Below are 26,970 nucleotides of genomic sequence, written 5' to 3'. Positions count from 1 at the left end.
ACGAACGCCAATTCAACTAATTAATAGAAAAATTGGCGTTATCAGCGTTTATGCTTATTTAAAAATTACAATTTCAAATCATCAGTATCGTTGTAATGTACCTTTTGAATGATAGTTCCGTTTTGTACCACAACAATACTCGGATTAGCTCTTTCTACAGTTTTTAATGCTGTTGCATCACAGAAATAGAAATCAACATCTAAACCATATTGTTTTTTTGCTTTTGCAATTTCATCTGCTCCGGAAGCAGTCATTGCAATTACTTTATATCCTTTTGCTTTTGCAGCTTTACTTAAACCCTCTAATTTTTTCATTCCATCAGGATGAGATAAATTCAGGTCATAAGTTACAAAAATTAATAATTTAGGTTCTTTTAATAATTCTTCTTTATAGTCAGAATCGTCTTTTACCATAGTAAAATCGTGAATTGGCGGAATATAACCTTCAGTAATTACTTTGTCTTTTCTGTCGACAAAAGCCGCGCCTTCCGGAATATTTGCCAGGTCTTTTTCTGTAAATTCTTTATCGACACCATTTACTTTATAGATAAAAGTCATTTCTACGACAGATTTTGGCGCACCTTCCGGAATTTCCATTCCTTTCTCGATGTTTGTACCTACTTTATAAGGACGGAAATCCTTGATAGGATTATGATTTAAAACCCAAACTGCCATAAAAACGCATAAAATAATGCTTACAAGAGTACTGATATTTGTAACAGTATTGGAGAATAAAGGTTTTACTAATTTTTTATTGACAAACAAAATCACAATAAAGAATAGTAATACGATATCTTTCGAAAAGGATTGCCAAGGCGTTAAGTGCAAAGCATCTCCAAAACATCCGCAATCTTTTACAACATCAAAATAGGCAGAGTAGAAGGTTAGGAAGGTAAAGAAAACGATTAATAGCAATAAAAACCAAATCGTAAGTTTCGATTTATAACCTACCAATAACATAACTCCCAGGACAACTTCTAAAATTACTAAAAAGATGGCTAGTCCTAAAGCCAATGGCTCTAGAAATGGCATATTGAAAACCGGCTCACTAAAATATTCAGCCAATTTATAAGAGAATCCAACCGGATCATTTAGTTTGATTAATCCCGAAATAATAAATAATACGCCGACAAATAATCTTGAAAATTGAGTAATGATGTTTTTCATGGTTTTGTGTTTTTTTCGCCACGAATTTCACGAATTAATTCGTAAAACTTGTGGCTAATTTTTTATTTTAATGGTTCCAATATCAATGCAAAAACAGAATAATTAATCATATCCTGATAATTGGCATCAATACCTTCAGAAACTAAAGTTTTGCCTTTATTGTCTTCAATTTGTTTTACTCGAAGTAGTTTTTGCAGAATCAAATCAGTCAGGGAACTCACACGCATATCACGCCAGGCTTCACCATAGTCATGGTTTTTAGCCAGCATTAACTCTTTTGTCAATTTAACTTTAGCGTCATATAATTCAGTTGCTTTTTCTACGTCAAGATCAGGCTGGTCAACAACTCCTAATTCTAACTGAATCAAAGCCATGATCGAATAATTGATGATTGCTATGAATTCTCCTTTTTCATCTTCATCAACTTTACGAACTTCGTTTTCTTGTAAGCTTCTGATTCTTTGCGCTTTTATAAAGATTTGATCCGTTAGTGAAGGCAATCTTAAAATTCGCCACGCACTGCCGTAATCTTTCATTTTATTGATAAATAAAGTGCGGCAAACCGTAATTACATTATCATATTCAAGGGAAGTATTCTTCATTTATTGCTGTATATTTGCTAAAATTTATTCAAAAATAGGTATAATATTAAAGAGTTTCAAGTTTCAGGTTTTCTTTGTTTCAAGTTTTTTCTAAACAAAGTGTTAATGCTAAGAACTTGAAACTTGAAAATAATATAAAAAGTTTCAAGTTTTCTTTGTTTCAAGTTCGAGCTTGCACAATCTGGATTATCCTGAAACTTGAAACCTGAAACAAAAATAACAAAACATATGCTGATTAACTGCAAAGGGCAACTTGTTGATTTGTCAATTCCTAAAGTAATGGGGATTTTGAATGTTACGCCTAACTCTTTTTTTGACGGAGGAAAGTATAAAAATGAAGATGATATTATCTCGCAAGCAGGTAAAATGTTGTCTGAAGGTGCTGCGTTTATTGATCTTGGGGCATATTCAAGTAAACCAAGTGCTGAATTTGTTACTGAAAAAGAAGAAATTGAGCGTATTGTTCCGGCAATCGAAGTGATTTTAAAACATTTTCCAGATGCTTTATTGTCAATTGATACCTTTAGGGCTGCCGTTGCAAAAGCGAGTATAGAAACCGGTGCAGCGATTATAAATGATATTGCTGCAGGCGAATTAGACGATAAAATGTTTGATATAATTGCAAATTATAATGTTCCGTATATTATGATGCACATGCGTGGGAATCCGCAAACAATGCAAAGTTTGACGAATTATGAGGACATCGTAAAAGAAATGCTTTTCTATTTTTCTGAAAAAGTAAAAAAGGCAAGAAGCTTAGGTATTAATGATTTGATTCTTGATCCGGGTTTTGGATTTGCGAAAACAACGGATCAGAATTATGAGGTTTTACAAAAAATGGAAGTTTTTAATCTTTTAGAATTACCAGTTTTAGCAGGCGTTTCGAGAAAATCGATGATTTATAAAACATTAAATAACTCTGCACAGGAAGCCTTAAACGGTACAACGGTTTTGAATACGATTGCTTTGACAAAAGGCGCTAAAATTCTTCGTGTTCATGATGTAAAAGAGGCAGTAGAATGTATTACTTTGTTTAATAAAATAAATGGGTAATTAGAAAAATTCATTTGGTTTGTCATTTCGACCAAAGGGAGAAATCGCATGAGAAACTCTACAAAGATTGGCAATTTTGTTTGCGAAATTACCAATGCGATTTCTCCTGCATCGAAATGAAATACTCTGAGTTTATTAATATTAAGTGAAATACATTAACAGGTTAAAAAATAAATAAAACTAATTTTTATGAAATACTTTACTTTAATCATTGCCTTGCTTTTATTTTCATGTAAAAAAAAAGAAGACGTCCTGCTTCCAAAAGCAAATGTTTCTATAGTGAAAGATGTTCAGGATCATTCGCCAATTTATATTTTCTTTAAAACAGAAGGAAAAGATACGATCGCAGATGTAAACCGAAAAAACAGCATTATTTCTACCAACTGGCTTTTTAATATAGACAAACGTTTGCCATTAAAACTAGTAATTCCCGAAGTAATAAAACTTCAGGATAAAAAGCGTGCGGATAGCGCGCACAAAAATGAAGAAGCAGAAAACTATTATTCGTATGCTGATTCTATCGGAATGAATCTGGCTTTTTTACCTTTCACGAAAGTGTATTATAAATTAGAAAAACCAAAATCGGAGGGGTTAGTTGTGTTTTTTAAGAATAATAAAACTGTTGAGGTTAACAACCAAATCATTAAAAAAGAAGAATTACTAAATTACATCGCAAGTCTTGACTTTGCTGTTAAGCCAAAAATGCAATTCTGTTTTGATAAAAATATGAGTTTCGATGCCTATATTCAGGACAAAATTTTGGTTCAGAAACTAGAATCATTCGCAAATATTACAGAAGAATTTATTTTCTAACTTAAAAGTTGAAACAAATAAAACCTGAAACAAATTTCTTTTACTGATGATGATAAGGTTCATTCCTTAAAATCGTAAACCCGCGATACAATTGTTCAATAAAAAACAAGCGAACCATTTGGTGTGAAAATGTCATTAACGAAAGTGATATTTTCCCCTGTGCTTTGCTGTAAACCGTATCAGAGAATCCGTAAGGACCGCCAATTACAAAAACTAAAGTTTTAATTCCGGAGTTCATTTTCTTTTGCAGTTCTTCAGAGAAACCAACGCTGGAGAAGTTTTTTCCGTTTTCATCTAATAAAATCAATTGATCCGTTGGTGTTAATTTAGCAAGAATCAGTTCGCCTTCTTTCTCTTTTTGCTGGCTTTCAGATAAATTCTTTACGTTTTTGATATCCGGAATAATCTCCAAATCAAATTTGATGTAAAACGACAAACGCTTGGTGTAATCGTCTATTAAAGTTTGTAACGATTTATTATCGGTTTTGCCAATGGCGATAAGTTTGATATTCATTTTAATTTTTTTTTGCCACGAATTTCACGAATCAGCACGAATTAAAAAAAATCTGTGTCAATCTGTTTAATCCGCATAATCTGTGGGCTATTTTTTATTCTCAAAAACAGTTTCAAAATGCTCTACAATGGGAAACGGTTCATAATAATGATGTAAAATTTTCTTCCATTCCAGATAAGCCTCAGAGTTTCTAAAACCTTGGGTGTGATCTTCAAGCGTATTCCAGTCAACCAATAAAAGATATTTATTTTCGACTTCCAGACATTTCTCTAATCGATGCCCAAGATAACCATCGATGGATGAAATGTATTGACTTGCTATTGCAAAATCAGCTTCAAATTGATTTGCTAATTCAGGTTTTACAAAAAGAAATGCGGCTTCTAGAATCATATAGCTTAATATTGGCAAACCTAACAGGTTTTAAAAACCTGTTAGGTTTCGTTAGTTTTTAGGAAATTTAGCTTCAAAAGTTTTAAATCTTGCGTCTAAATCTTTCAATAATTGTTTTTTAACTGATGAATCCTGAATAAAACTGTAATTAATACTATTGTAAACGTATTGTTTTATTGTTGCATATGAAACATCAGGATATCTTTTGGCCAGTAAAACGTATTGTTCCGTCATATTTGTTCTTAAAATCCCTGCATCATCAGTACTGATCACGATTGGGACATTAAATTCTTTATAAAGTACAAACGGATGTCTGCTTTCTTTTACTTTCAAAATGAATTCATTACTTGTCAAATTGATCTCTATAGGAATATTATTTTTTGCCATATAGCGCAATAAATCATATGAATTTGCTTCGTAAGCAATATCCACTCCATGACCAATTCTGTTTGCTCCTGCGACATAAATAGCATCATTAATATGCCATGTCAAATCTTCAGGTTGCACTAAACCAAGAGTCAATTCGCCAGCGTGAAGCGTATATTTTACATCAGGAAATTTAGAATGGCAATATTTGAACATCACCATATGCAGCCAATAATCTTTCATCGAATTTTCTCCATGTTCCGGAGAAACAATGTTTACACCGGCAACCAATTTGCTGTCATTTGCAGAGATAAAGGCAATAGTCAGATTCTTGAATAAATCGACAGGATCCATAAAACGAAGTACAAAATTTTGATAACGCATAGTAAAACGATCATCATCAATTTTTAAGTCTTTGTGCAATTTTGCTATAAAATTGGTATTGAAATCTGTAGCATATTTTTTAGCATCTTTCTTTTGAACTGCTTTATACAAATCGTCTAAAAGTTTCAGAACTGCTTTTTCATCTCTTTGAGAAGCTGCCTGACGTAATTTTGTATTGAAATCTGTTAAATCAGAAACGTTCATATCACACGGAATCGTTGATAATTGTGTTTCGATATAACTTACGTTTTCAACAATGGCGCGTTTTTTTAATTCGAGCATTCCTTCTGCAAAATGCCCCTGGATAGTAGGTTCAAACTTTTGAAAAGAATCAAAAAATAAATCGTCAGATGGTACAGAAACGCCGTTATAATCTTTAGCCGACCAGGTTTGCATTACTTGTTGCTCGTAAAAAGCAAGTTTACCTTCGTTTTTAAGAGAAGAGAAAGTCTGCCAATTGCCTTTTGCAGGTTTTGTTTTAGAGACGTCCATGGTTTCTAAATTCAAATAAAAATCTTGTGCAATTGCTCTTTCCAAAAGAGGTTCTGCATAAATTGATCCTGAAAAATGATGGTGTAAATCGCCGCCTTTTGGCATTTGTTGAAAGAAAGCTGTTAAGAGAGCTTCGTTATTTCTGTTTTTATCTAAATAATTTTCAGCTGTTTGAGAAAAGCTGATTTGTGCTATGAAAAAACAGAAAAGTGTAATTATCCTCGTCATACTCTAAGTTTAAATTACATGCAAATATACGAGTTTCTGCGGAAATTTGAAAATTGAATTTCATTGTAGTGATTTTTTACCGCAAAGGACGCAAGATTTTTATTATACCTAAACTTTATTATAAACACAAAGTTCGCAAAGCTTTGTCTAAAAAACTTTGCGAACTTTGCGTAATTCTCTGCGCCCTTTGTGGTAAAAAAAACTTAGAAACTTAGAGCCTCAGCAGCTTTAAGAAAACAATACATCATGAATTTCTTCTACCTTATCAAAAACACTTTTTGCAAAAGGACAAAGCGGAATAATTTTCAGATTATTGGTTCTGGCATATTCTACAGCGGCCATAACAAGTTTTTTACCAACACCTTTTCCGTTGAATTCCTCATTGACTTCAGTATGATCAATGATGAATTTAGAATCTCCAGCCCAGGTATACGTCATTTTTCCAGCTTGTTTTTCGTCTTCAATAGCTTCAAAATAGCCTCTTCTTGTATCGTTTATTTGTTTGATTTCCATGATAAGTTATATTAATGTAGTTTTAATTTCGATTGAATGTGTTAATGTTTTGTGTATTGGGCAACTGTTGGCTATTGTTTCTAATCGATGCCTTTGTGCTTGATCTACTTCGCCTATAATTTCGATTTTGCGTGTAAATAAAGAAACATTTTGCTCAGAATCTCTTTCAAAATCAACTTTGATATTAATTTCAGAAACATCCCACTGTTTTCTATTTATATACATTCGTAACGTGATCAAAGTACAGGATGCTAAAGACGAAGCCAAAAGTTCTGACGGACTAAAACCTAAATTTTTGCCGCCCATTTCCTGTGGTTCATCAGCAATCAGGATATTTCCGCTGGCTGATTTTATTTCCGTTCGATACAAACGCGTATCTATTTGTGCTGAGATAGTTTCCATATATTATTTGATTCTTGGTTCAGGTAATGGTACAAATTCAGTTTCACCCGGAACTTTAGGGAAAGTTTGTTCTATCCAGTCTTTTTTTGCTTTTTCGATTGTATTTTTATCCGAAGAAACAAAATTCCAAAAGATAAAATGTTCTTCAGGAAACGGTGTTCCTCCAAAAATGTAAACCGTAGAATTTTCGGCTAACTCAAACTCGCATAAAGTACTGTCTGTAGTAATTAAAATTTGCTTAGGATCGTAAACATGTTCGCCGCTTTTAATGCTTCCCTCAAGAATATATAAACCGCTTTCTCCAAATAAATCCTTACCGATATTTATTTTTTTAGCTCCGGTACTTTTAATTTCAATAAAATATAACGGACTGTAGACCGGAACTGGTGATTTTTTTCCAAATGCTTCTCCGGCTATTAATTTATATGAAACGCCATCTTCTTCCCAACTTGGGATATCACTTGCTTCGACATGCGTAAAATTTGGATCCATTTGTTCCAGTTCTTTTGGCAATGCCACCCAAATTTGCAAACCATGAAGCATTTTGTCAGAATGTCTTAAATATTCAGGTGTTCTTTCAGAATGTACAATTCCCTTGCCGGCAGTCATCCAGTTTACCGCTCCCGGTTTTATCTCTAGTTCGGTTCCCAGACTATCACGGTGCATGATGCTTCCTTCAAACAAAAATGTAAGGGTAGAAAGACCAATATGCGGATGAGGGGGAACGTCCATGTTTTCATGATCACTTAAATGTGCAGGTCCCATATGATCGATAAATACAAATGGTCCAACAGCTCTTTTTTCACGGAAAGGCAATAATCTGCCTACCATAAAGTTGCCAATATTGGCAGCACGTTCTTCGATAATTAAACTAATATTTGACATGGTATTTGTTTTAGTTGAAGCAAAATTACTGTTGAAGTTACAATCAGTAACTTAATTTAGATTAAGAAATATACTTTTGGTATTATTTATAAAAGTAAGAAATAGAATAATAAGTACTCTAACAGGATTATAAATATAACACGAATTTCACTAATTACCTCAGATTAATTATTGGTAATTAGTGAAATTTATGTTCATTATCAGTTTGTTAAAATGATTTGTTTTGTAATCTATGATTTGTCTAGCAACAATCCCAGGTAAAATAAGCTTTCTCGAATTTTCGATTAATAAGATCTTCTTTATTAATGAAAAAATTAGCAACGCCACTGTCGCCAAACATTATTTCTTCATCAGTATCGATTTGAAGTAATAAAATGTCGTTTTTTGCTTTTTCGTCATATTCTCTTGGATCACCTTGTGTAAAATAAGCGTAACCTCCAATTTTATGACCTTCATTATCAAATAGTTTTTCGATTTCTTTTTTTTGAGATTCCTCTAATTTCTCTTCAAATTCCCAATAATCCAAACCATTGAAACTAAAGTCAAATCGAAAATCCTGAACACCGCCATATTCTTCTTCTTTTGAAAAAGTCAAAGTATGTTCGCAATTAATTGGTGAATCTGAATATAATTCTTCAGTCAGAAATTCGAAATTAGTCTGAGGGTCTTCTATTTCAGCATGATACAATATCTTATAATCTTCCATGTCAGGCCATTCTTCACCGGAAACATAAAATTGCAATATACCTTTATCAGGATAATTTTCTAATGATGGTATTTCTGAAAAATTAAGCTGAGCCAATAAAATCATCGGCTTTCCTGTTTTGTCTTTAGGATATTCTGCATTTAGTGGTAAGTATGGTTTTCCTAGAAATTTGCTTTGGGTAAAAGACAAAACAGTTTCTTTTTCTATAGGTTTCGCATTTATTTGAATATAATCCAGTTTGTATTTTGCCAGATCATTTTCAAATTCTTTTAAGTATTCAGGGAATATCATTGTCTATTTTTTAATTGTATGTTTTTGATTTTTTATTCTGTCAATTCAAATTCCAAAGTCTCACTTTCAGTTCCGTTAATAATAATAGATAACTGATGAACTCCCGTATGAAAAACCCGGGTCGTAATTATTTTGAAAGACTGGTTTCTATCGACTTTTATCAATTGATTGGGTTGATAGGTTTTCTCGCTGATCTTGAAGACTTTTTTAGCCAAATGTCCTTTTGATTTTTTATAATGTACGGCATATTCTAAACGAACAGTTTTGGCTTCTTCATTTTTATTATTTAAATGAAATTGAAACTGCAGATGATCGCCAATTTTTACAATTGGTGTTCTGATTTCAAAATCAGAAAGTTCGATATTGGTACTTTCCAGTCCATAATGGCTTAAAATTTCAGGATGTCCCTGCTTTAATAAAGTACGACAACCGTGTTTGATGATACCATCAGTTTCCGGGCTTATTCCGTACCATTTTCCGGCAATTTCCAATACAACTTCCGGATTGTCTTTGGCGATGTCATTCAGGTTATTGGCAACACTTCGACGTACATATTCTGAAGGATCATTTTTAAGGTTTTCTAAAATGGGCAGGATAGAAGCGGGATCTTTTTTGAGAAACGGAATTGCCATTGCCCACGGTAATCTTGGTCGGCTGCCTTCGCTGGATAATCTCCGAACATGATGATTTTCATGTAACGACCATTTTGTCATTTCATCGATCATTTCTTGTTTGTATTTTAAAACAAAAGGGCGAACGGCAAATTCACAGCTAATGAATTGTGTTATTGAAACAAAGGCTTTTACTGAGGTTTTAAAATCATCTAAACCATAGGTTTCGATATAATCGGCAAAAAATATAAAAGCAAGATTACCTTCTGTAAATTTATTTTTCTTTAAGTTTTCGATGATTTTATCAATCAACAAAACTGCTTCATGAAAATTTTCAGGCATAAATTGATGCAAAACCACTGTGGTGTGTTTCATGCGGTCTTTCCATTCTTTTTGGGTAAAATCGCCTTCGTAAATGGCTTCAATAAATTTTTGTTTATCGAAAGCCGGATGCACGTCGGCGACAGCCTGACCAAATTTTTCGTAAAAAGTAACCGAGTAAATATCTTTAATTAAGCCCATGATTTTTTTTGAATGAACCTCAAAGATATTTAATGTTTTCAATTAAAATTATAGATTCTGTTTGAAATTTTAAACACATTAGAAACATAGATAATAAAATTATAGACAAAAGATATTTTTAAAAAATCTAAATTTTCACACATAGCTGAATGTATTTAGCGATGTGAATTAATACAAGTGAAACACATTTTTGCAGAACCGAAGATTTATGTTTCTATGTGTTGAAAAAATAAGCGTTTTCCTTATAATTTACATTAATGTTTTTAGACCTAAGAAATTTTTCACAGACAGTAAACTTTCAAATCCATAAAATATGTCCTACTTTAGCATCTTATAAAATTTAAGAAAAATGATTAGCGAAGTACAATTTCAAACCGAATTACAACTATTGATTAGCAACGCAATCCGAGAAGATGTAGGTACAGGCGATTACAGTTCATTGGCGTGTATTCCTGAATCAGCACATGGCCAGGCTAAATTATTGGTAAAAGATCAGGGGATTATTGCGGGTGTTGCACTTGCAAAAAAGATTTTTGAATATGTAGATCCAAAACTAAAAATCAAAACATATATAGAAGACGGAACACATGTAGAATACGGCGATGTTGTTTTTGAAGTTTCAGGAAGTTCCCAGTCTATTTTAAAGTCAGAAAGAGTAGTTTTGAATACCATGCAGCGTATGTCTGCTATTGCTACAAAAACAGATCAATATGTTCAGCTTTTAGAAGGAACCGGAGCTAAAATTTTAGATACCCGTAAAACAACTCCAAACTTCAGAGCTGCAGAAAAATGGGCCGTAAAAATTGGAGGTGGAGAAAATCACCGTTTTGCACTATATGATATGGTTATGTTGAAAGACAATCACATTGATTTTGCAGGCGGAATTACTTTAGCGATCAAAAAAACAAAGGAATATTTGAAAGCGAATAATTTAGATTTGAAAATTATTGTAGAAGCCAGAAACCTTGACGAAATCCGTGAAATTTTATTAAGTGACGGAGTTCACAGAATTTTGATTGATAACTTTAACTATGAAGATACTAAAACGGCGGTAAAGCTAATTGGTAAAAAATGCCAGACGGAATCTTCAGGAAATATCAACGAAAAAACGATTCGTGAATATGGGTTATGTGGAGTGAATTATATTTCATCAGGTGCTTTAACGCATTCAGTTTATAATATGGATTTGAGTTTAAAGGCTTTTTAAGGAAGTTATAAGTTGTGAATTTATGAGTTTTAGAGAATCAAAAATCTAAACTCAATCCCGAGGCATCGGGACTAAAATCAAAAAAATATGTCTCAAGAGATAGAAGATCGGATTGAAAAGATTCCTGTTGTGCGCTATATTGCCCGATTTCTTAAGAGGATAAAATTGCCTTGGTTAGAAGGTCTTTCGTTGTATGATTTACTCGAAATGTATACCATTGGTATCATCGAAGGAGCATTTTCGTATCATGCAAGTGCTGTTTCATTTAGTTTTTTTATGGCCTTGTTTCCTTTTGCCTTGTTTATTTTAAACTTAATTCCTTTTATACCGATAGAAAATTTTCAGGCAGATTTTTTGCTGTTCGTACAGCAAAGTGTTCCTCCTAATACTTATGACGCGATCAATAAAATCATCAGTGATATCTTAAATAATAGTCATTCAGGTTTGTTGTCGTCAGGATTTTTGCTTTCTATTTTTTTGATGGCAAATGGTATTAACGGAATTTTAAGTGGTTTCGAATCTTCTAAGCATGTTTTTGACAAACGGGGCTTTTTTAGTCAATATTTGGTTGCACTCGCAATTTCGCTTGTTATGACAATTATATTGTTTGTAACAGTGGCTACAATTGTAGTTTTTGAGGTCTTTATTCAAAAAACAATCATTCAGGATGTTTTGAGTGATCGTATTCCGCTGATTATTTTAGGACGATATTTGTTTGTAATCTTAATGATTTTGATAACTTCTTCAATATTATTGCGTTATGGGACGAAACAGTATAATAAAGTGCCTTTTATTAGCATCGGATCTGTTTTTACAACTATATTAATTGTTATATCTTCGTTCTTTTTTGGGATTTGGGTTATAAAATTCTCAAAATACAACGAACTTTATGGTTCAATTGGTACATTATTAATTCTAATGTTTTATATTTGGATAAACTGTATGATTCTGCTTTTGGGGTTCGAATTGAACGCCACTATCAGAAAATTAAAACAAAAAAACAAATAATATTATGAAAAATTGGATATTAACTATTGGTGTTTTCTTCCTAACATTAGGTACAATTCACAGTCAAAGTGTTATTGGGAAATGGAAAACAATTGACGATGAAACCGGCGAAGCAAAATCTATTGTAGAGATTTACGAAAAGTCAGGAAAAGTATATGGTAAAGTAGTAGAGATACTTCGCGCCGATCATAAAAAAGATGTTTGTGTAAAATGTGAAGGTGCAGATAAAAACAAACCAATCTTAGGTTTAAATATAATCAACGGACTTAAAAAAGACGGCGATGAATATAGCGGAGGAACTATTTTTGATCCTACAAATGGTAAAAAATACAAATGTTATATTACCCTTGAATCTGCTGATAAACTTAAACTTCGCGGTTATGTAGGAATCTCTATCATGGGAAGAACGCAATACTGGACAAGAGTGAAGAATTAATTTCATAAAAATAAAATGCGAAAATTAGCATCGATAATTTTATTCTTAACCATACTATATAATAGTTTTGGGCAATCTAAGAATTCGCCATTACAAATAAGTCATCTTACAGGTGACTTTTATGTTTATAAAACGTTTCATGAGTATAAGGGAAACCTGATTGCTGCAAATGCAATGTATCTCGTTACTAACAAAGGCGTAGTATTGTTTGATGCGCCTTGGGATAAAACGCAATTTCAGCCCTTATTAGACAGTATAAAAGCAAGGCATCATAAAGAAGTTGTGATGCATTTTGCCACACATTCTCACGAAGACAGGGCAGGTGGTTTAGATTTTTACAGACAAAAAGGAATTAAAACTTATACTATAAAATTAACCGATGAGATCCTTGAAAAAAATAAGGAAAAAAGAGCTGAATTTGTGATTCCAAATGATACCTTATTTAAGGTTGGACAATATGCATTTGAGGTTTATTATCCAGGTAAAGGCCATGCGCAAGACAATATTGTGGTTTGGTTTAATAAAGAAAAAGTACTTTATGGAGGTTGTTTTATTAAAAGTACAGAAGCAACAGATTTAGGCTATTTAGGTGATGCTGATGTAAAAGAATGGGAGAAATCTATTAAAAAAGTACAAGCGAAATTTAAAAATCCTAAATACATTATTACCGGTCATGATGATTGGAAAGATCTAAATTCTTTAAATCATACTTTAAAATTGGTTCAGAAATATAATGCTGTCCATTGATTATTGAGAATGGTTTCTTTAATGCGTATTATTTAAAATAGCTTAATTTTGCTTATATTTGAAAATTAATTTAATTGGATTGAAAATGACTATAACTGATAAAAATATACTTGAAAGTTATTCAGATTTATTTGAAGGGCTAAGTTTTTCGAATAAACTCGAACTTATCGAAAGGCTTACAAAATCTTTAAAAGTTACTAAATCCAAAGAGAATAATTTTTATAAGTCTTTTGGGGGATTTGCTTCTGAAAAATCTGCAGAAGAAATTATTTCTGAAATTAAATCCAACAGAAAATTTAAAAAAACTGAAATTAAATTTTAATGGGATATTTACTTGATACAAGCATTTGTGTTTTCTTTTTAAGAGGAAGATTGAATCTTGATAAAATAGTAAAAGAAGTTGGACTGGAGAATTGTTACATTTCTGAAATTACAGTTGCAGAACTTCGTTTTGGTGCCGAAAATAGTGATGATCCAATAAAGTCTAATAAAGCAGTAGATGTTTTTTTAAAGGTTTAACTATTATTCCAATTTTCGGTTCGATTAAAAGATACGCAACCGAAAAAGTACGGCTTAGGAAAATTGGAAAACCAATAAATGACGAATTTGACCTTTTAATAGGTGTTACTGCAATCGAAAATCAATTAATTCTCGTTACTGATAATAGTAAAGATTTTAAACTTCTAAACGGAATTCAAATGGAGAATTGGTTTGAAAGAGTTTAAATTTTTCCTTTTTGATCCCTTTTCAGATAGTTTTCTCAATCTTATAAAATATTTACATGTTTTTTGTCGAAGTTGTTCTACCGCTTTCCTTAGCTAAAACCTTTACTTATCGTATTACTGAGGCTGAATTTCATTTCATTAAAAAAGGAATGAGAGTTGCAGTGCCTTTTGGTAAAAGTAAAATATATACGGCGCTGGTAATTGATATTCATGAAAATGAGCCAAGCTTATATGATGCCAAGGAAATTCATCAAATATTAGACGAAAAACCTATTGCGACCGAGATCCAGATCAAACACTGGCTTTGGGTGGCGACCTATTATATGTGTGGTATTGGCGATGTATATCGTGGCGCTTTTCCAGGTGGATTATTGCTGGAAAGTGAAACCATTATTTCTTATAAAGCAGATGTTGAAGTAAATGAGAACGAACTTTCTGATGATGAATTTTTGGTTTATGAAGCATTGCAGCAACAAAGTGCTTTAAAAGTTCAGGAGATTATTTCGATATTAAATAAGAAAAATATTTTTCCGATTCTTCAAAAAATGATAGCCAAAGATATTATTGTTTTAGAAGAGGAAATAAAAGAAAGTTACAAACCAAAATTGGTTCGGTATGTAAAATTACATGCTAAATACGAATCAGATAATGGCTTAGGAGAATTGCTGGAAGTTTTGAAAAGTGCCAATAAACAAAAGGAAATTGTTTTGTCTTATTTCCAATTGATGGCTTCTGAAAAGAAACCTATTACGGTAAAAAAACTTGTTGAGGTTTCAAATTCATCTTCGGCTATTGTGAAGGCTTTGATTGATAAGGAAATTTTTGAAGAATATCTTTTACAGCAGGACAGGGTTTCGTTTGAAGGGCAGGCAACTGAAAAACAATTGTTATTAAGTGAACCGCAGGAAACGGCTTTTACAGCGATTAAGGAAAGTTTTTTAGAGAAAGAAGTTTGTTTATTGCACGGTGTCACGTCAAGCGGAAAAACAGAGATTTATATCAAATTAATTGAAGAATATTTAGTTACCGGAAAACAGGTTTTGTATTTGTTGCCGGAGATTGCACTTACCACACAATTAGTTTCGCGCTTGCGACTTCATTTTGGAGATAAGGTGGCTGTTTTTCATTCTAAATACAGTAATAATGAAAGGGTGGAGGTTTGGAAACAAACACTCGAAAATTCAGCTAAAGCTCAAATTGTGATAGGGGCGAGGTCAGCTTTGTTTTTACCGTTTAATAATCTAGGTTTATTGATTGTTGATGAGGAACATGAGCAAACCTTTAAGCAAACGGATCCTGCACCGCGTTATCATGCCAGGGACGCTGCTATTGTTCTGGCTAATTTTCATAATGCCAAAGTGCTTTTGGGATCTGCAACGCCTAGTATTGAGACTTATTTTAATACGCAAAGTGATAAATACGGTTTAGTGACTCTCGCAGAACGTTATAATAATGTTCGAATGCCTGAAATTCTTTTAGTTGATTTAAAAGACAAGCATTTTAGAAAAAGAATGACGGGACATTTTAGTGATCTTTTAATCGAAGAAATTACTGAAGCTTTGTCTTTGGGCGAACAGGTGATTTTATTTCAAAACAGACGAGGATATTCGCCTATAATTGAATGTCTTACTTGTGGTCACGTGCCTCATTGCCAGCAGTGCGATGTGAGCCTGACTTTTCATAAGCATAAAAATCAGTTGCGTTGTCATTATTGTGGTTACTCTATTGCAAAGCCTACGCATTGTCATAGCTGCTCAAGTATTGATTTAACGACTAAAGGATTTGGAACTGAACAAATCGAACAAGAATTAATGTCACTTTTTCCTAAGGCCAAAACTGGCAGGATGGATCAGGATACTACTCGCGGAAAATTTGGTTTTGAGAAGATAATCGATTCTTTTAAAAATCGTGAAATTGATATTCTGGTAGGAACACAAATGCTTGCCAAAGGTTTAGATTTTGATAATGTAAGTCTAGTTGGGATCATGAATGCGGATAATATGCTGCATCATCCTGATTTCAGGGCTTTTGAACGTAGTTTTCAAATGATGACACAAGTAGCGGGAAGAGCAGGAAGATCTGAAAAGCAGGGAAAAGTAGTTATTCAAACCTATAATCCAAATCACAATACGATTCAGCAGGTTACAACCCATAATTATATGGGTATGTATAAGGAGCAATTATACGATCGTATGATTTATAAATATCCTCCTTATTTCAGGATTATAAAGCTTACTTTGAAACATCGTGAATTCGATAAATTAAAAGAAGGTTCGATGTGGTTGTATCAGGTTTTGAGTCAGAATTTAGGTATTCCGGTTTTAGGCCCTGAAGAACCTGCAATTAGCAGAATCAGGAATGAGTATATCAGAACTATACTCATTAAGATTCCACAGAATATGCCTTTGGGAGCAACAAAAAAAACTATTCAGAAAATGTTGAATAGTTTTGAGGCTGTTGCTCAGTACAGAGCCATAAAGGTAATTGCCAATGTCGATTTTTATTAAATTATGACGACGTTGACAATGCTTTTACTAAGTCTTCTTTTTTGTTTCGACTAAGTGGAATCTTTGTAATGCCAATTTCGGCAAATTTACTATTAAAGCGTTCTACTTTATCGATATTAATAATATACGATTTATGTACACGTATGAACTTGTCTTTTGATAAATCATTTTCAAAAGATTTCATTGTCGAAAGCACCAAATTACTGTCGTCTTCAGTTACTACTCTTACATAATCCCCAAAAGCCTCAATCCATTTTATCTTTGCTGTAAAGATTTTAAGTTTCTTAAGGTTGCTTTTGATGAAGATATGTTCGCCTTCTTCTTCTTTGACATCCTTTTTGAGTAAATGCATATCAATTGCTCTTTTTACAGAAGCATTAAAGCGATCTACGGCAATGGGCTTCTGAAGATAATCAGTAGCATCATAGTCAAAAGCTTTTAAAGCATATTCAGCTTTAGAAGTAATAAAAATAATTTGCGGCTTAGATTTTAAGCCGTCAAGGAAGTCAAAACCATTAATAACGGGCATTTCGATATCTAGAAATATTAAGTCGATATTATTTAGAGAAATACAGCTTTTTGCTTCGATTGCATTAGAAAAATCCCCGATTAAGTGCAAACCTGGGTGATTATTAACTAATTTTGCAATAATTGTCCTTTGTATAGAACTATCATCTACAACAACACAGTTTAGTTTCATAACATTAAGATTTAGAATAAATTCAGGATAGCAGTAGTAAATGTATTATAATTTTGTAAAAAAAACTAAAATCAGCCTGCATTTTTTACTTTATAACGAATAAAAGCAAAAAAGTGTTGTATATATAAATTTAATGGTTACTTTTGCACCCAATTTTAACAAATAAATATTGTATTTATGAATCATTATGAAACTGTTTTCATTTTAAATCCCGTTTTATCTGAGGTTCAGGTGAAGGAAACAGTAACGAAATTTGAAGAATTTCTTACTAGTAGAGGAGCTGAAATGGTGTCAAAAGAGGATTGGGGTCTGAAAAAAATGGCTTACGAAATCCAAAACAAAAAAAGTGGTTTTTATCACTTATTCGAATTCAAAGTAGCTGGAGAAGTTCTAATTGCTTTTGAAACTGAATTTAGACGTGACGAAAGAGTTATGCGTTTCTTAACTGTAAGTTTAGACAAGCATGCTATTTCATGGGCTGAAAGAAGAAGAGCCAAATTAAAATCTACTAAAGCTTAATTATTATGTCTACAATAGAGCAATCTGCAAAAGGAAAAAAAGACGGAGATATCAGATATTTAACGCCTTTAAACATTGAAACTAACAAAACTAAAAAGTACTGTCGTTTCAAAAAATCAGGAATCAAATATATCGATTATAAAGATGCTGATTTCTTATTGAAATTCGTTAATGAGCAAGGAAAAATTCTTCCTCGTCGTTTAACTGGAACTTCATTAAAATACCAAAGAAAAGTTTCTGTAGCTGTAAAAAGAGCTCGTCACTTAGCTTTAATGCCATACGTGGCGGATTTATTAAAATAATATTAAAAACAAAGTTGTTGGTTTCCGGTAAGATGGAACCTAACTTCTCAAATAAAGGACAACAACATGGAACTTATTTTAAAACAAGACGTACAGAATCTAGGATTTAAAGATGATGTAGTATCTGTAAAAGCTGGTTACGGTCGTAACTTTTTAATCCCTCAGGGTTTTGCTGCATTAGCAACTCCTTCTGCTAAAAAAGTATTGGCTGAAAACCTAAAACAAAGAGCTCACAAAGAAGCTAAAGTTGTTGGTGATGCAAAAGCATTAGCTGAAACTTTGAAAGCGATTGAAATTAAACTTTTTGCAAAAGCAGGTGGAGAAAAATTATTCGGTTCAATCACGAATATTGATATCGCTGAAGCTTTAGCTAAAGGTGGACAAGTAATCGATAGAAAATTCATCACTAGCGGTATCGTTAAACGTACTGGTAAATACACTGCAAATGTGCGTTTACACAGAGATGTAATCATTGAATTACCATACGAAATTGTTGCTGAAAAGTAATCGTTTTATATACTATATAAAAATCCCGATGCGAATCGGGATTTTTTTGTTTAAAAGAAATAATAATTAATTAGACTTAAAGTTATTTGCGCAAAGCATCTTGCTTAAAAGCTTATAGCGTAAGGCATAAAGCCTGAAAAGAAAATGAAATACGCAAGATTAACAAAAGAGCAGTTTGATGAATTGCACGCAGAATTCGCTAATTTTTTAGCTACACAGACAATTGATAAAGCAGAGTGGGATTCTCTTAAAATTAATAAGCCGGAAGTGGCAGAACAGGAACTTGATGTTTTCTCAGATCTGATTTGGGAAGGTGTTTTGTCAAGAGCAGAATTTTTAGAGCATTTTTCTAAAAATCATATCTTCTTATTTAAATGTTTTGAAAAAGATGTACAATCTATTGTTTTAAAATCTGTGGTGCCTGAAACTGATTTTTTAACTAAGGAAGGTCTGCAATGGTTGAGCGATAATATGTTCACCGAAAATATAGAAATGAAAGTAGGTAAAAAAGTATTTACTGAGGATAGAAATGCATCAATTTTTGAATTGATTCAACAAGGGGCATTCTTAAGTGATGGACAATTATTCACTCAGATTAATACTATTATTGAGTCGTAATTTATTCTTGATCTCTTCAAAAAAGGGCAAATAATTGATTGTTAATTATTTGCCTTTTTTTTATTTTTTTAACTTTCGTTTAAACTTTTTTGTTTTTTTTACCCCGTATTTCCACTCCTTTTTTTAGAATAACGTAAAGAAAATTACTTTTGAATTTTAAATGTAGGTTTTGCTTTTCAAATTAGCTTTTTAAACTGTGTTTTAGTCCCTTGTTATACTGTATATGTAATCTTAATATTACTTTTTTAATATTTAACATAAAACGAATTATTTTTTTTAAACATTTATAATAGTTGTTTTTACTTAAAAAACGTTGGTTTTTCTGATGTTTTAACTGTTTTTATGAATTTAAATTTCTTTTAAAATTAAAAAAATAGGAATTTTACGTTTGTTTTATATTTTGCTTTTTTTTAATTTTAGAATACGAAAGTTAAACAAAGTAAGTTTTGTGCTTTCGGAATTAAGATTATAGTTTCCAAAAACACACATTAAAAAGCAATCTAATTGTAGTTATTAATTTTTTCAAAATTAAATAATAGTATTTGTGTTTATTGAAATTTTAAAAATTTGAATAATAACCTAAAATTAGTTGCTTATGGAATTGACATTTACTTTCTTTATTAAGTTTGCATTAATTAGTCCTATTCTTATAGCTTTATTTTTTATCTGTTTGAAAGTAATTAAGTTTATTTCCAAATTTGATTTTTTTGCAAATGCAAGCCCTTTTCAACAATTTAATAGTTTAAACAGTTTTTTATTTTCAAAATCCAATCGGCGGTTTTGTTAATAAAGAGGATTTTCGTGTTTAATTTTTTTTAAACCAATAATTCTCCTGATAAAAAAATTAATGATTCAATTTTTAGAATTAATTCTAATGCAGCAAAATTTACAGATCGCCTAATCAACTTTCTTTAAATATTGAATCATCTTATATATTAAGAATTTCCCCAGTTCTACTCAACTTAAATTTTCTTTTATGAAAATTAAACCTAAAACAAATCACTCCTTCTGGAAGATTGATTCAGATCAATATTCCCAAAATTTTTCTGGACATTTTTTATTCTACAGGAATAAAAACTGCTCTTTTGTATACTTCGGTATACGCAATACGACATGATTTTTTTATTTAAATGCAGTTTAGATTCTTAGTATACTACGAATTTAAATTTCATTTTAACTAGTTGATTATTAACGTTTTTTAACATTGCCTAAGCATACGTGCTTATCGCAACAGGTATTTTATTGTCCATTTTCTAATCTTCCAAATTATGAAAAAAAATTTTACTTTTTATGATCTCATCGTTAAGAAGAGATTGTTGGCTTTATTAGTTCTATTGCTGTTTTGCAATATAAATTATGCACAGACGTTTTGTAAACCTACTGGACAGACAAATAGCGCCGGTGGCGGTCTGTTGTGTCTTGGAACAAGTGTTCTTAATCCAAATGATGCATTTGACGGAAATTTAGATACTTATGCTTCATTAACAAATGCGGTTGCTGTAGGTAATTGTATTGCACAAGAAACATTAACTCTTGGTCAAATGGCAAAACCCGGGGATCAAATAGTTGTTTATTATGGTTCCAATTCGCCTTTAAGTGTTGATTTACTGTCTAACATTAGTATTCAGGCAAAAAATTCAGTTGCAGTAACTGAAGGTCCCGTGGTTGGATTAAATAATCCACTGTTAAATGTAGCATTATTGGCAGGAAATACAAGGGGTGTTTTTAAGTACACACTTACGACCGATGCTGACCAAATTAGAATACAAACTGGTGGATTTCTTAGCTTGTTAACAAATTTAAGAATATACGATGTACGCTTACAATTTGCTAGCCCTACAATTACGGGAGGAAATACGCAATCTGTATGTACAGGGCAATCTATAGCACTTTCGGCTACTGCCGCTCCTGGTACAACTGTAGCCTGGTATGATTCACCAACATCTACTACTGCACTTTCTACCAGTGGTAATTATACGACACCAGCTTTAACAGCTTCTACTACTTATTATGTAAGCACTTCACGAAGCCCTGGTTGCGAAAGTGATGCGCGGGTACCAGTTGTAATTAATGTATTGAACCCTATAAAACCCGCAGTAAATGCTGCAGGAACTTCAATCTGTTCAGCAGGACCAACACAGGTAACGGCATTATCAGTGATAAATCCGGTATTAGGAACAAATTATTCCTGGTATAATGTGCCGATTGGTGGAGTAGCATTAAATACGGGAAAGGGAGATAGTTATTCGCCAACTGTGCCTGTAGGTATTTCTACTTTTTATGTAGAAGCTTCCATTGGAGCCTGTAAGTCTGCTCGTACTGCGGTAACGGTTACTTCTACTCCGGTTCCGGGGCTTGCGACGATATTAACGCCAAGTGTAACCATACTTTCCGGGCAAAATGCAACTTTAAATGCTTCTACAGCTGAAGCTGGTGTCAGTTTAGATTGGTATGATTCCGATTTAGGAGGAACCAAATTATTAGCTAATTCTACTACTTTTACGACTCCTATTTTAACAGCCACAAAAACTTATTATGTTGAATCAGTTAATCTTGCAGGAGGATGTGTAAGCGCAACAAGAGTTCCTGTGACGGTAACTGTTTCAACTAGTTCACCAGGAGGATGTTTGGATGCTAATAGTCAGCAAACTACGCAATACGGAATTTGTTTGCTTTGTTCTGTAACAGCTCCGAATAATTCAGTTGATGGAAATAGTGGTACAGCAGCAAGACTTAGTCTTCCGGCTGGTTTGATAAACGGTTGGATTCAGCAAACACTACAATTTAACAATCCAGGTCAAGCCGGAGATGTTATTACGGTTGATTTAGAAATTCCAACCGGACTTTTAGATATAAGCGCCTTAAGTTATATTTCATTAGCTACTTATAACGGTGCTACTTATAATAATGACCGAATAGCGGTAAATAGTTCTCTTTTAAATATCCAATTGTTAACTGGTAATCGTTTTAAAGCGAGTCTTAAAGCAGGATCTGCTTTTGATCGTGTAGAGATTAGGCTGGGAGGATTGGCTACATTACTAACTAGTCTTAACATTTATGGAGCCTCGTATACATTTAAACCAAGAACAATAACCGGTAATACTACAATTTGTAGTGGACAAACAACAACATTAACGTCGGATGCTGCTTTGGGGGAAAGTATCAAATGGTATGATGCATTAACCGGAGGAAATTTATTGGTTAGTACAGCGGCGTACACAACTCCTGCATTGACTGCTAATACAACTTATTATGTAGAGGTTACTCGTAATGGTTGTGTGAATAGTGAAAGGACTCCTGTTTTGGTTACAGTTAATAATCCTGTAGCTCCAACAACGGTTGTCCCAACTCCTTTAAATTTATGTAGTGGACAATCGACAACGATAACGGTAAATTCGCCAGTTGCAGGAACAACTTATAATTGGTATGACCTAGCTAATGGCGGGACATTATTGTTTACGGGAACTTCTTACACAACGCCAAACCTTATTGTTACTACTCCTTATTATGTAGAAGCTGTAATTGGAACTTGCGTGAGTACAACTCGTACACGAGTGGATGTCAATGTTAATCCTAGACCTTTGGCTCCTGTTCCGGTATCGTCAAATATAACGATTCAATCTGGACAAAATGTTACTCTACAGGTTTCAAATCCTGTGGTTGGCGTAGTTTACGATTGGTATGATGCTCCAACTAATGGAGCCTTACTGTCATCTGGTACAAATTCATATACGCCATCTCCAGTTTTAATAGCGAATACAAGTTTTTATATAGCTGCCAGAAGTACTGCTACGGATTGTGTCAGTAACACAAGAACTGTGATAAATGTTACTATAAGTAATTCTATTAATTCTTGTTTATTGGCGAATTCGCAAGTAACTTCAAAAGGAGGAACAACGGGATGTTTATTATGTGGTTCAACTACAGATGAAGCCTCAGTAGATGGAAACAATACAACTGCTGCTAATCTTTCGGTACCTATTGGGTTACTAGGGGATTATATGCAACAAACGTTAAGTTTTCCTACAGTAGGTCAGACAGGTGATATTATAGATGTCGAATTAGGAATTCCTGTGGGGCTTCTTAATATTAGTGCCCTTTCGAATATTACTTTGCAAAGTTTTAATTTAGGTGTTCCTAATAGTGACCAAATTGCTATTAGTTCGCTTTTAAATGTTCAGATATTAGGAGGAAACCGCTTTAGAGCGAGTTTTGCAGCGGCAGGTCCATTTACAAGTGTTCAGATTCGATTAAGCGGATTAGTTTCTCTAGCGGCAGGCTTAAATATTTATGAAGCTTCTTACAGATATCCAGATGCTACAATAAATGGAGTATCATCTCCAATTTGTGCTGGACAAACTGCGACACTGTCAGCATCTGCTATAGGAACACAAAATTTTACCTGGTACGATGCCCCAACTGGAGGAACTATAGTTGCGGTTAGTCCGACTGCTGCATTAAATGCTACTACTATATTTTATTTGGAAGCAAGTCGTGGTGGTACACCATGTTTAAATAGTAACCGTCAAGCTGTAACAGTAAATGTATTGCCCATCCCAACAGCTGCGGATATTGCAATTACAAGTCCTCTAACAGCTTCTTGTGCAGGAGGAATTGTATTGACTCCAACATCTGCTTTATCGGGAGCGACTTTTAAATATTATACAGATCAAAATAAAACGCAAGAAATTATAACGGGATCTACGGTGGTTTCTCAGCCTGGAGTTACTTTCTCTAAAAATGCTACAACGGGAGCACTTACAGTTAGCGGACTTAATGCTACTGCACCTTATACTTACTACGTATCTGTTCTAAACGGAGGAACTTGCGAAAATGTAAATGGGACATTAAAAGCAGTAGTCGTTAATTATCCTGCAGGCTCAGCTTTAAGTGTTATGCCTAATTTGGCTAGTTGTGCTAAAGCTAATTTAAGTGATGCTATTACAAATTTTGACACATCTGGAAATACAACTTATACTTTCTTTGATTCGGCAGATAATACAATTACAGATGTCGCTGCGGCAAATATTACTGTAAGTGGTAATTATTCTATTCAGGCTCAAACAACTGGTGTTGATTGTCCATCTGTAAAATTTCTGGTAGCAGTAACCGTAAATCCATTACCAACATTAACAGGTGTAAGCAGTTCGATAGCGGTATTAAAAGGAGCTACAGTTACTTTAAATGCATCATCAAACGGAACAATAACCTGGTATGATCCACAAGGGAATTTTGTACCTTCAAGTAGTATTGGGCCACTTAACACTGTTGGTATTTTTACTTATACAGTGGTCGCCACCAATGCAAATGGAACTTGTACCACTAGTCAGACAGTAACAATTAGTGTTCTGGACCCTGCTTCTTGCGATACGTTACTAGAAAGAGTGTATGCTGATTCTCAATTAAAAGGAACAGTTATTACCGGAACGGTAACAAACGAGCTTTTGGCAGTAGATAAAGATCCGGCAACATATTCAACAATAAGTATTGGCTTAGGGGTTTTAGGTATTGGTACTACATGGCAAAATCTACAGTGGCCAACTACTATTACTAAAGGAACTCCGGTAACAGTCAAACTAGGTTTACAAAATAGTTTACTTGCGGTAGGAGCAAGTATTTCAGTAATTGGAACTAAACGTGACGGACTTGGAAACCCAATTGATATTGGAACATTGCAATCAGTATCAGGATCATTATTAGATTTATTGCCAGGTGAGAATTCGTTCGAATATACATTTGTTCCTTCGAATACAGCTGGAGTTCAGGATTATGATGGTATCAGAGTGCAGTTAGGATCTGTTGTAAGTGTGGCACAAAACATTAATGTTTATGATGCTTACTATAAAAAAGAAGTGACGCAAATTGCCTGTGGACAGGGAGATATCGAAGATATTTTCTCTGGTGTAAAAAAAGCTATTGGTCTTGGGGCATTAACAGCTACTGTAGGTGTTTCAAATCCATGGAATGTAGCTGACGGAGATGTTGCTACTTATGCTACCCTGTTTAATGGCGTAGGAGTGCTTGCAGCTGCCGAGTTAACAGCAACTTTTAGAACACCATCTATGGTGGGAGATAGTTTACGAATTACAATTTCTAAGCCCGGAACTCTTTTAACCGTTGGTTTACTTTCAAGATTAAGTATTCAGCTTTATTCAGGAAATATTGCTGTTGGAGGACCAATACAAGGCGATAATAATACAGGTTTGTTGACTTTGAAACTGCTTTCCGGAGACACTGTGGCTATGACAATTGTTTCACCTCAGACACAGCCATATGATAGAGTGGTAATTACTTTGGGCGGTGCTGTTACTCTTTTGGATCAGCTTAGAGTTCATACTATCGATCGTGTAACTAATACTACAGTTATTGGAGAAGATACTGATAATAAGGTTACGGTTTGTCCGGGAGCACCTATTACGCTCACGGTTCCGCCAAAATCTTGTGCAAATTACGCCTGGTATGATTCGCCAATTGGAGGGAATCTACTAGTAAGTGGTCAAACCTATACAATTCCTGCTACTTTGGCAGCGGGTACTTATAAATATTATGTTCAGCCAATTCGTTACGGTTGTGCAGCCTTAGAAAGAGGAGAAGTTACGGTTGTTGTTAGAGCAACTACTCCTGCAGCTGCAATCGAAAACGTAACAATAAACGGAAATAATGGAACTATTGTTTGTACTGAAGATGGTACTGTAACATTGAATGCAGTTTTAAATGGATTACCTGCACTAACTAATCCAGTGTATCAATGGTATAAATTTGACGGAACTACAAGCCAATTAGTGGCTGGTGCAACAACTGCTACATTAATAATACCAGGATTAGCTCCTGGAACTTATACTTATTATGTTGGAGTTAGTTCTAATGAATTTTGTGAAACTTTGCCAGCAGATAGAAAACAAGTAACATTTACCATTTTACCAGCTTCTCTGACAACAGACATTACGGTAAATAATGCTTCTATTTGCCTTGGTACAACTGCAACGTTAACGCCAACAAGTACTTTGACAAGCCCAATTTTTCTTTGGTATTTAGATTCCAATAAAACTCAGCCTGTTTTTAGTGGAGTAATTAATGGCATAACTTATACCGTTGATAGTGTTACAGGAGTTTTAAAAGCTTCTGGTATAACAACAGCTATGAGCCCTATTTCTTATTATGTTGCTGTTACAAGCGATACGACATGTCCGAATAAAAATGGAGAGCTTCAGGTTGCTACTGTAATGGTTAATGATCCGCCAACTCCTACATCGACCAATAATCCTCAGGATTTCTGTTTGATAAATGTACCAACGGTTGCAGATCTTCAGGCAAATGAAGCCAATGTAGTTTGGTATCTTGCCTCTACAGGGGGAACTGCACTAGATCCAACAACAGCTTTGATAAATGGAACAATTTATCACGGAGCCATACAAGATTTATTAGGTTGTGAGAGTTCTGTTCGTTCAGCAATAACAGTGAATATTAACGATCCGGGAACGCCAAGTTTAGTAACTGCGGGAACACAGAATTTCTGTCAGTCCACTGCGCCAACTTTTGCAAGTATTCAGTTAAACGAATCTAATATCGTTTGGTATACTGCTTTAAATGGCGGAACATTGATTCCAAGTACAACAGCTTTAACAAGTGGTACTTATTATGCGGCGATAAAAGATGCAACTTCACTTTGTGAGAGTGCATTGAGACTGGAAGTTGCCGTAATAGTAACAGATCCTGGAACACCAAGTTTGGTAACTGCGGGAACACAAAACTTCTG

General features: G+C 33.6%; 25 protein-coding genes. 14 read left to right on the top strand and 11 right to left on the bottom strand.

All coding sequences use genetic code 11. From position 1 onward, the window contains the following. Positions 1-65 precede the first annotated feature (65 nt). Both ACQKCJ_RS12315 and ACQKCJ_RS12310 read right to left on the bottom strand, forming a co-directional pair. Positions 66-1,166 carry a BT_3928 family protein gene (locus ACQKCJ_RS12315; RefSeq protein WP_427402102.1) on the bottom strand — a complete coding sequence of 367 codons (1,101 nt, stop codon included), beginning with the start codon at positions 1,164-1,166 and terminating at the stop codon, positions 66-68. A 62-nt stretch (positions 1,167-1,228) separates the two neighbouring features. Next, the gene (locus ACQKCJ_RS12310; RefSeq protein ID WP_271335378.1) at positions 1,229-1,768 is read right to left on the bottom strand and encodes a DUF1599 domain-containing protein; all 540 of its coding nucleotides are present in this window, start codon (positions 1,766-1,768) and stop codon (positions 1,229-1,231) included. A gap of 228 nt (positions 1,769-1,996) precedes the next feature. Here ACQKCJ_RS12310 and folP point away from each other — a divergent pair, with 228 nt between their 5' ends. Both folP and ACQKCJ_RS12300 read left to right on the top strand, forming a co-directional pair. Next, a complete protein-coding gene (gene folP, locus ACQKCJ_RS12305; protein ID WP_271335379.1) occupies positions 1,997-2,821 on the top strand; it encodes a dihydropteroate synthase in 825 nt (274 codons plus the stop codon). A gap of 189 nt (positions 2,822-3,010) precedes the next feature. Further along, on the top strand, positions 3,011-3,634 hold the full coding sequence (locus tag ACQKCJ_RS12300; protein ID WP_427402101.1) for a hypothetical protein: 624 nt from the start codon (positions 3,011-3,013) through the stop codon (positions 3,632-3,634). 40 nt (positions 3,635-3,674) lie between these two features. Here the strand turns inward: ACQKCJ_RS12300 and rlmH are convergent, their stop codons facing one another. The 8 genes from rlmH to ACQKCJ_RS12260 form a co-directional block, all read right to left on the bottom strand. Continuing rightward, entirely contained in the window at positions 3,675-4,148 is a 474-nt protein-coding gene (gene rlmH, locus ACQKCJ_RS12295) for a 23S rRNA (pseudouridine(1915)-N(3))-methyltransferase RlmH (RefSeq protein ID WP_035628752.1), read from the bottom strand. 87 nt (positions 4,149-4,235) lie between these two features. Continuing rightward, positions 4,236-4,538 (bottom strand): antibiotic biosynthesis monooxygenase family protein, encoded by a 303-nt coding sequence (locus ACQKCJ_RS12290; protein WP_271335381.1) that lies wholly within the window; start codon positions 4,536-4,538, stop codon positions 4,236-4,238. Between the two features lie 51 nt (positions 4,539-4,589). Next, positions 4,590-6,008 carry an adenosine deaminase gene (locus ACQKCJ_RS12285; protein ID WP_271335382.1) on the bottom strand — a complete coding sequence of 473 codons (1,419 nt, stop codon included), beginning with the start codon at positions 6,006-6,008 and terminating at the stop codon, positions 4,590-4,592. A gap of 228 nt (positions 6,009-6,236) precedes the next feature. Then, positions 6,237-6,521, bottom strand: coding sequence for a GNAT family N-acetyltransferase (locus ACQKCJ_RS12280; protein WP_271335383.1), 285 nt, complete (start codon positions 6,519-6,521; stop codon positions 6,237-6,239). A gap of 6 nt (positions 6,522-6,527) precedes the next feature. Further along, a complete protein-coding gene (locus ACQKCJ_RS12275) occupies positions 6,528-6,923 on the bottom strand; it encodes an OsmC family protein (RefSeq protein ID WP_271335384.1) in 396 nt (131 codons plus the stop codon). 3 nt (positions 6,924-6,926) lie between these two features. After that, positions 6,927-7,808, bottom strand: coding sequence for a pirin family protein (locus ACQKCJ_RS12270; protein WP_271335385.1), 882 nt, complete (start codon positions 7,806-7,808; stop codon positions 6,927-6,929). 241 nt (positions 7,809-8,049) lie between these two features. Next, a complete protein-coding gene (locus tag ACQKCJ_RS12265) occupies positions 8,050-8,805 on the bottom strand; it encodes a YwqG family protein (RefSeq protein WP_271335386.1) in 756 nt (251 codons plus the stop codon). Positions 8,806-8,837: 32 nt separating this feature from the next. Continuing rightward, positions 8,838-9,938 (bottom strand): DNA alkylation repair protein, encoded by a 1,101-nt coding sequence (locus ACQKCJ_RS12260; RefSeq protein ID WP_427402100.1) that lies wholly within the window; start codon positions 9,936-9,938, stop codon positions 8,838-8,840. Positions 9,939-10,287: 349 nt separating this feature from the next. On the opposite strand from ACQKCJ_RS12260, the gene nadC reads away from it, so the two are divergent. The 7 genes from nadC (at position 10,288) to priA (ending at position 16,568) form a co-directional block, all read left to right on the top strand. Further along, positions 10,288-11,145, top strand: coding sequence for a carboxylating nicotinate-nucleotide diphosphorylase (gene nadC / locus ACQKCJ_RS12255; RefSeq protein WP_427402099.1), 858 nt, complete (start codon positions 10,288-10,290; stop codon positions 11,143-11,145). Between the two features lie 87 nt (positions 11,146-11,232). Further along, a complete protein-coding gene (locus ACQKCJ_RS12250) occupies positions 11,233-12,153 on the top strand; it encodes a YihY/virulence factor BrkB family protein (RefSeq protein WP_271335389.1) in 921 nt (306 codons plus the stop codon). Positions 12,154-12,157: 4 nt separating this feature from the next. Continuing rightward, positions 12,158-12,589, top strand: coding sequence for a DUF2147 domain-containing protein (locus tag ACQKCJ_RS12245; protein WP_271335390.1), 432 nt, complete (start codon positions 12,158-12,160; stop codon positions 12,587-12,589). A gap of 15 nt (positions 12,590-12,604) precedes the next feature. Continuing rightward, positions 12,605-13,336 carry a subclass B1 metallo-beta-lactamase gene (gene bla-B1-FLAV, locus ACQKCJ_RS12240; protein WP_427402098.1) on the top strand — a complete coding sequence of 244 codons (732 nt, stop codon included), beginning with the start codon at positions 12,605-12,607 and terminating at the stop codon, positions 13,334-13,336. Between the two features lie 58 nt (positions 13,337-13,394). Next, on the top strand, positions 13,395-13,658 hold the full coding sequence (locus ACQKCJ_RS12235) for a hypothetical protein (RefSeq protein WP_427402097.1): 264 nt from the start codon (positions 13,395-13,397) through the stop codon (positions 13,656-13,658). Beyond that, entirely contained in the window at positions 13,658-13,855 is a 198-nt protein-coding gene (locus tag ACQKCJ_RS12230; protein WP_427402096.1) for a PIN domain-containing protein, read from the top strand. The genes ACQKCJ_RS12235 and ACQKCJ_RS12230 overlap by 1 nt, the downstream gene beginning before the upstream one ends. 262 nt (positions 13,856-14,117) lie before the next feature. Continuing rightward, positions 14,118-16,568: a replication restart helicase PriA gene (gene priA, locus ACQKCJ_RS12225; RefSeq protein WP_427402095.1), complete on the top strand. Its 2,451-nt coding sequence runs from the start codon at positions 14,118-14,120 to the stop codon at positions 16,566-16,568. 1 nt (position 16,569) lies between these two features. Here priA and ACQKCJ_RS12220 read toward each other — a convergent pair whose 3' ends face one another. Then, positions 16,570-17,268, bottom strand: coding sequence for a LytR/AlgR family response regulator transcription factor (locus tag ACQKCJ_RS12220; RefSeq protein ID WP_065449575.1), 699 nt, complete (start codon positions 17,266-17,268; stop codon positions 16,570-16,572). A 177-nt stretch (positions 17,269-17,445) separates the two neighbouring features. Here ACQKCJ_RS12220 and rpsF point away from each other — a divergent pair, with 177 nt between their 5' ends. The 5 genes from rpsF to ACQKCJ_RS12195 form a co-directional block, all read left to right on the top strand. Beyond that, on the top strand, positions 17,446-17,787 hold the full coding sequence (rpsF, locus tag ACQKCJ_RS12215) for a 30S ribosomal protein S6 (protein ID WP_007810575.1): 342 nt from the start codon (positions 17,446-17,448) through the stop codon (positions 17,785-17,787). A gap of 5 nt (positions 17,788-17,792) precedes the next feature. Further along, entirely contained in the window at positions 17,793-18,089 is a 297-nt protein-coding gene (rpsR, locus tag ACQKCJ_RS12210) for a 30S ribosomal protein S18 (RefSeq protein WP_002987043.1), read from the top strand. Positions 18,090-18,155: 66 nt separating this feature from the next. Next, the gene (rplI, locus tag ACQKCJ_RS12205; protein WP_271335395.1) at positions 18,156-18,596 is read left to right on the top strand and encodes a 50S ribosomal protein L9; all 441 of its coding nucleotides are present in this window, start codon (positions 18,156-18,158) and stop codon (positions 18,594-18,596) included. A 144-nt stretch (positions 18,597-18,740) separates the two neighbouring features. Continuing rightward, positions 18,741-19,214, top strand: coding sequence for a DUF6495 family protein (locus tag ACQKCJ_RS12200; RefSeq protein ID WP_271335396.1), 474 nt, complete (start codon positions 18,741-18,743; stop codon positions 19,212-19,214). 1,268 nt (positions 19,215-20,482) lie between these two features. Continuing rightward, the coding region (locus ACQKCJ_RS12195; RefSeq protein ID WP_427402094.1) for an immunoglobulin domain-containing protein at positions 20,483-26,970 on the top strand (6,488 nt) is incomplete at its 3' end.

This window comes from Flavobacterium sp. NPDC079362, from assembly GCF_050267765.1.
Classification (GTDB): Bacteria; Bacteroidota; Bacteroidia; order Flavobacteriales; family Flavobacteriaceae; genus Flavobacterium; species Flavobacterium azizsancarii.
The sequence above is the reverse complement of the archived record's forward strand: the minus strand, read 5'-3'. Positions and strand labels throughout refer to the sequence as shown.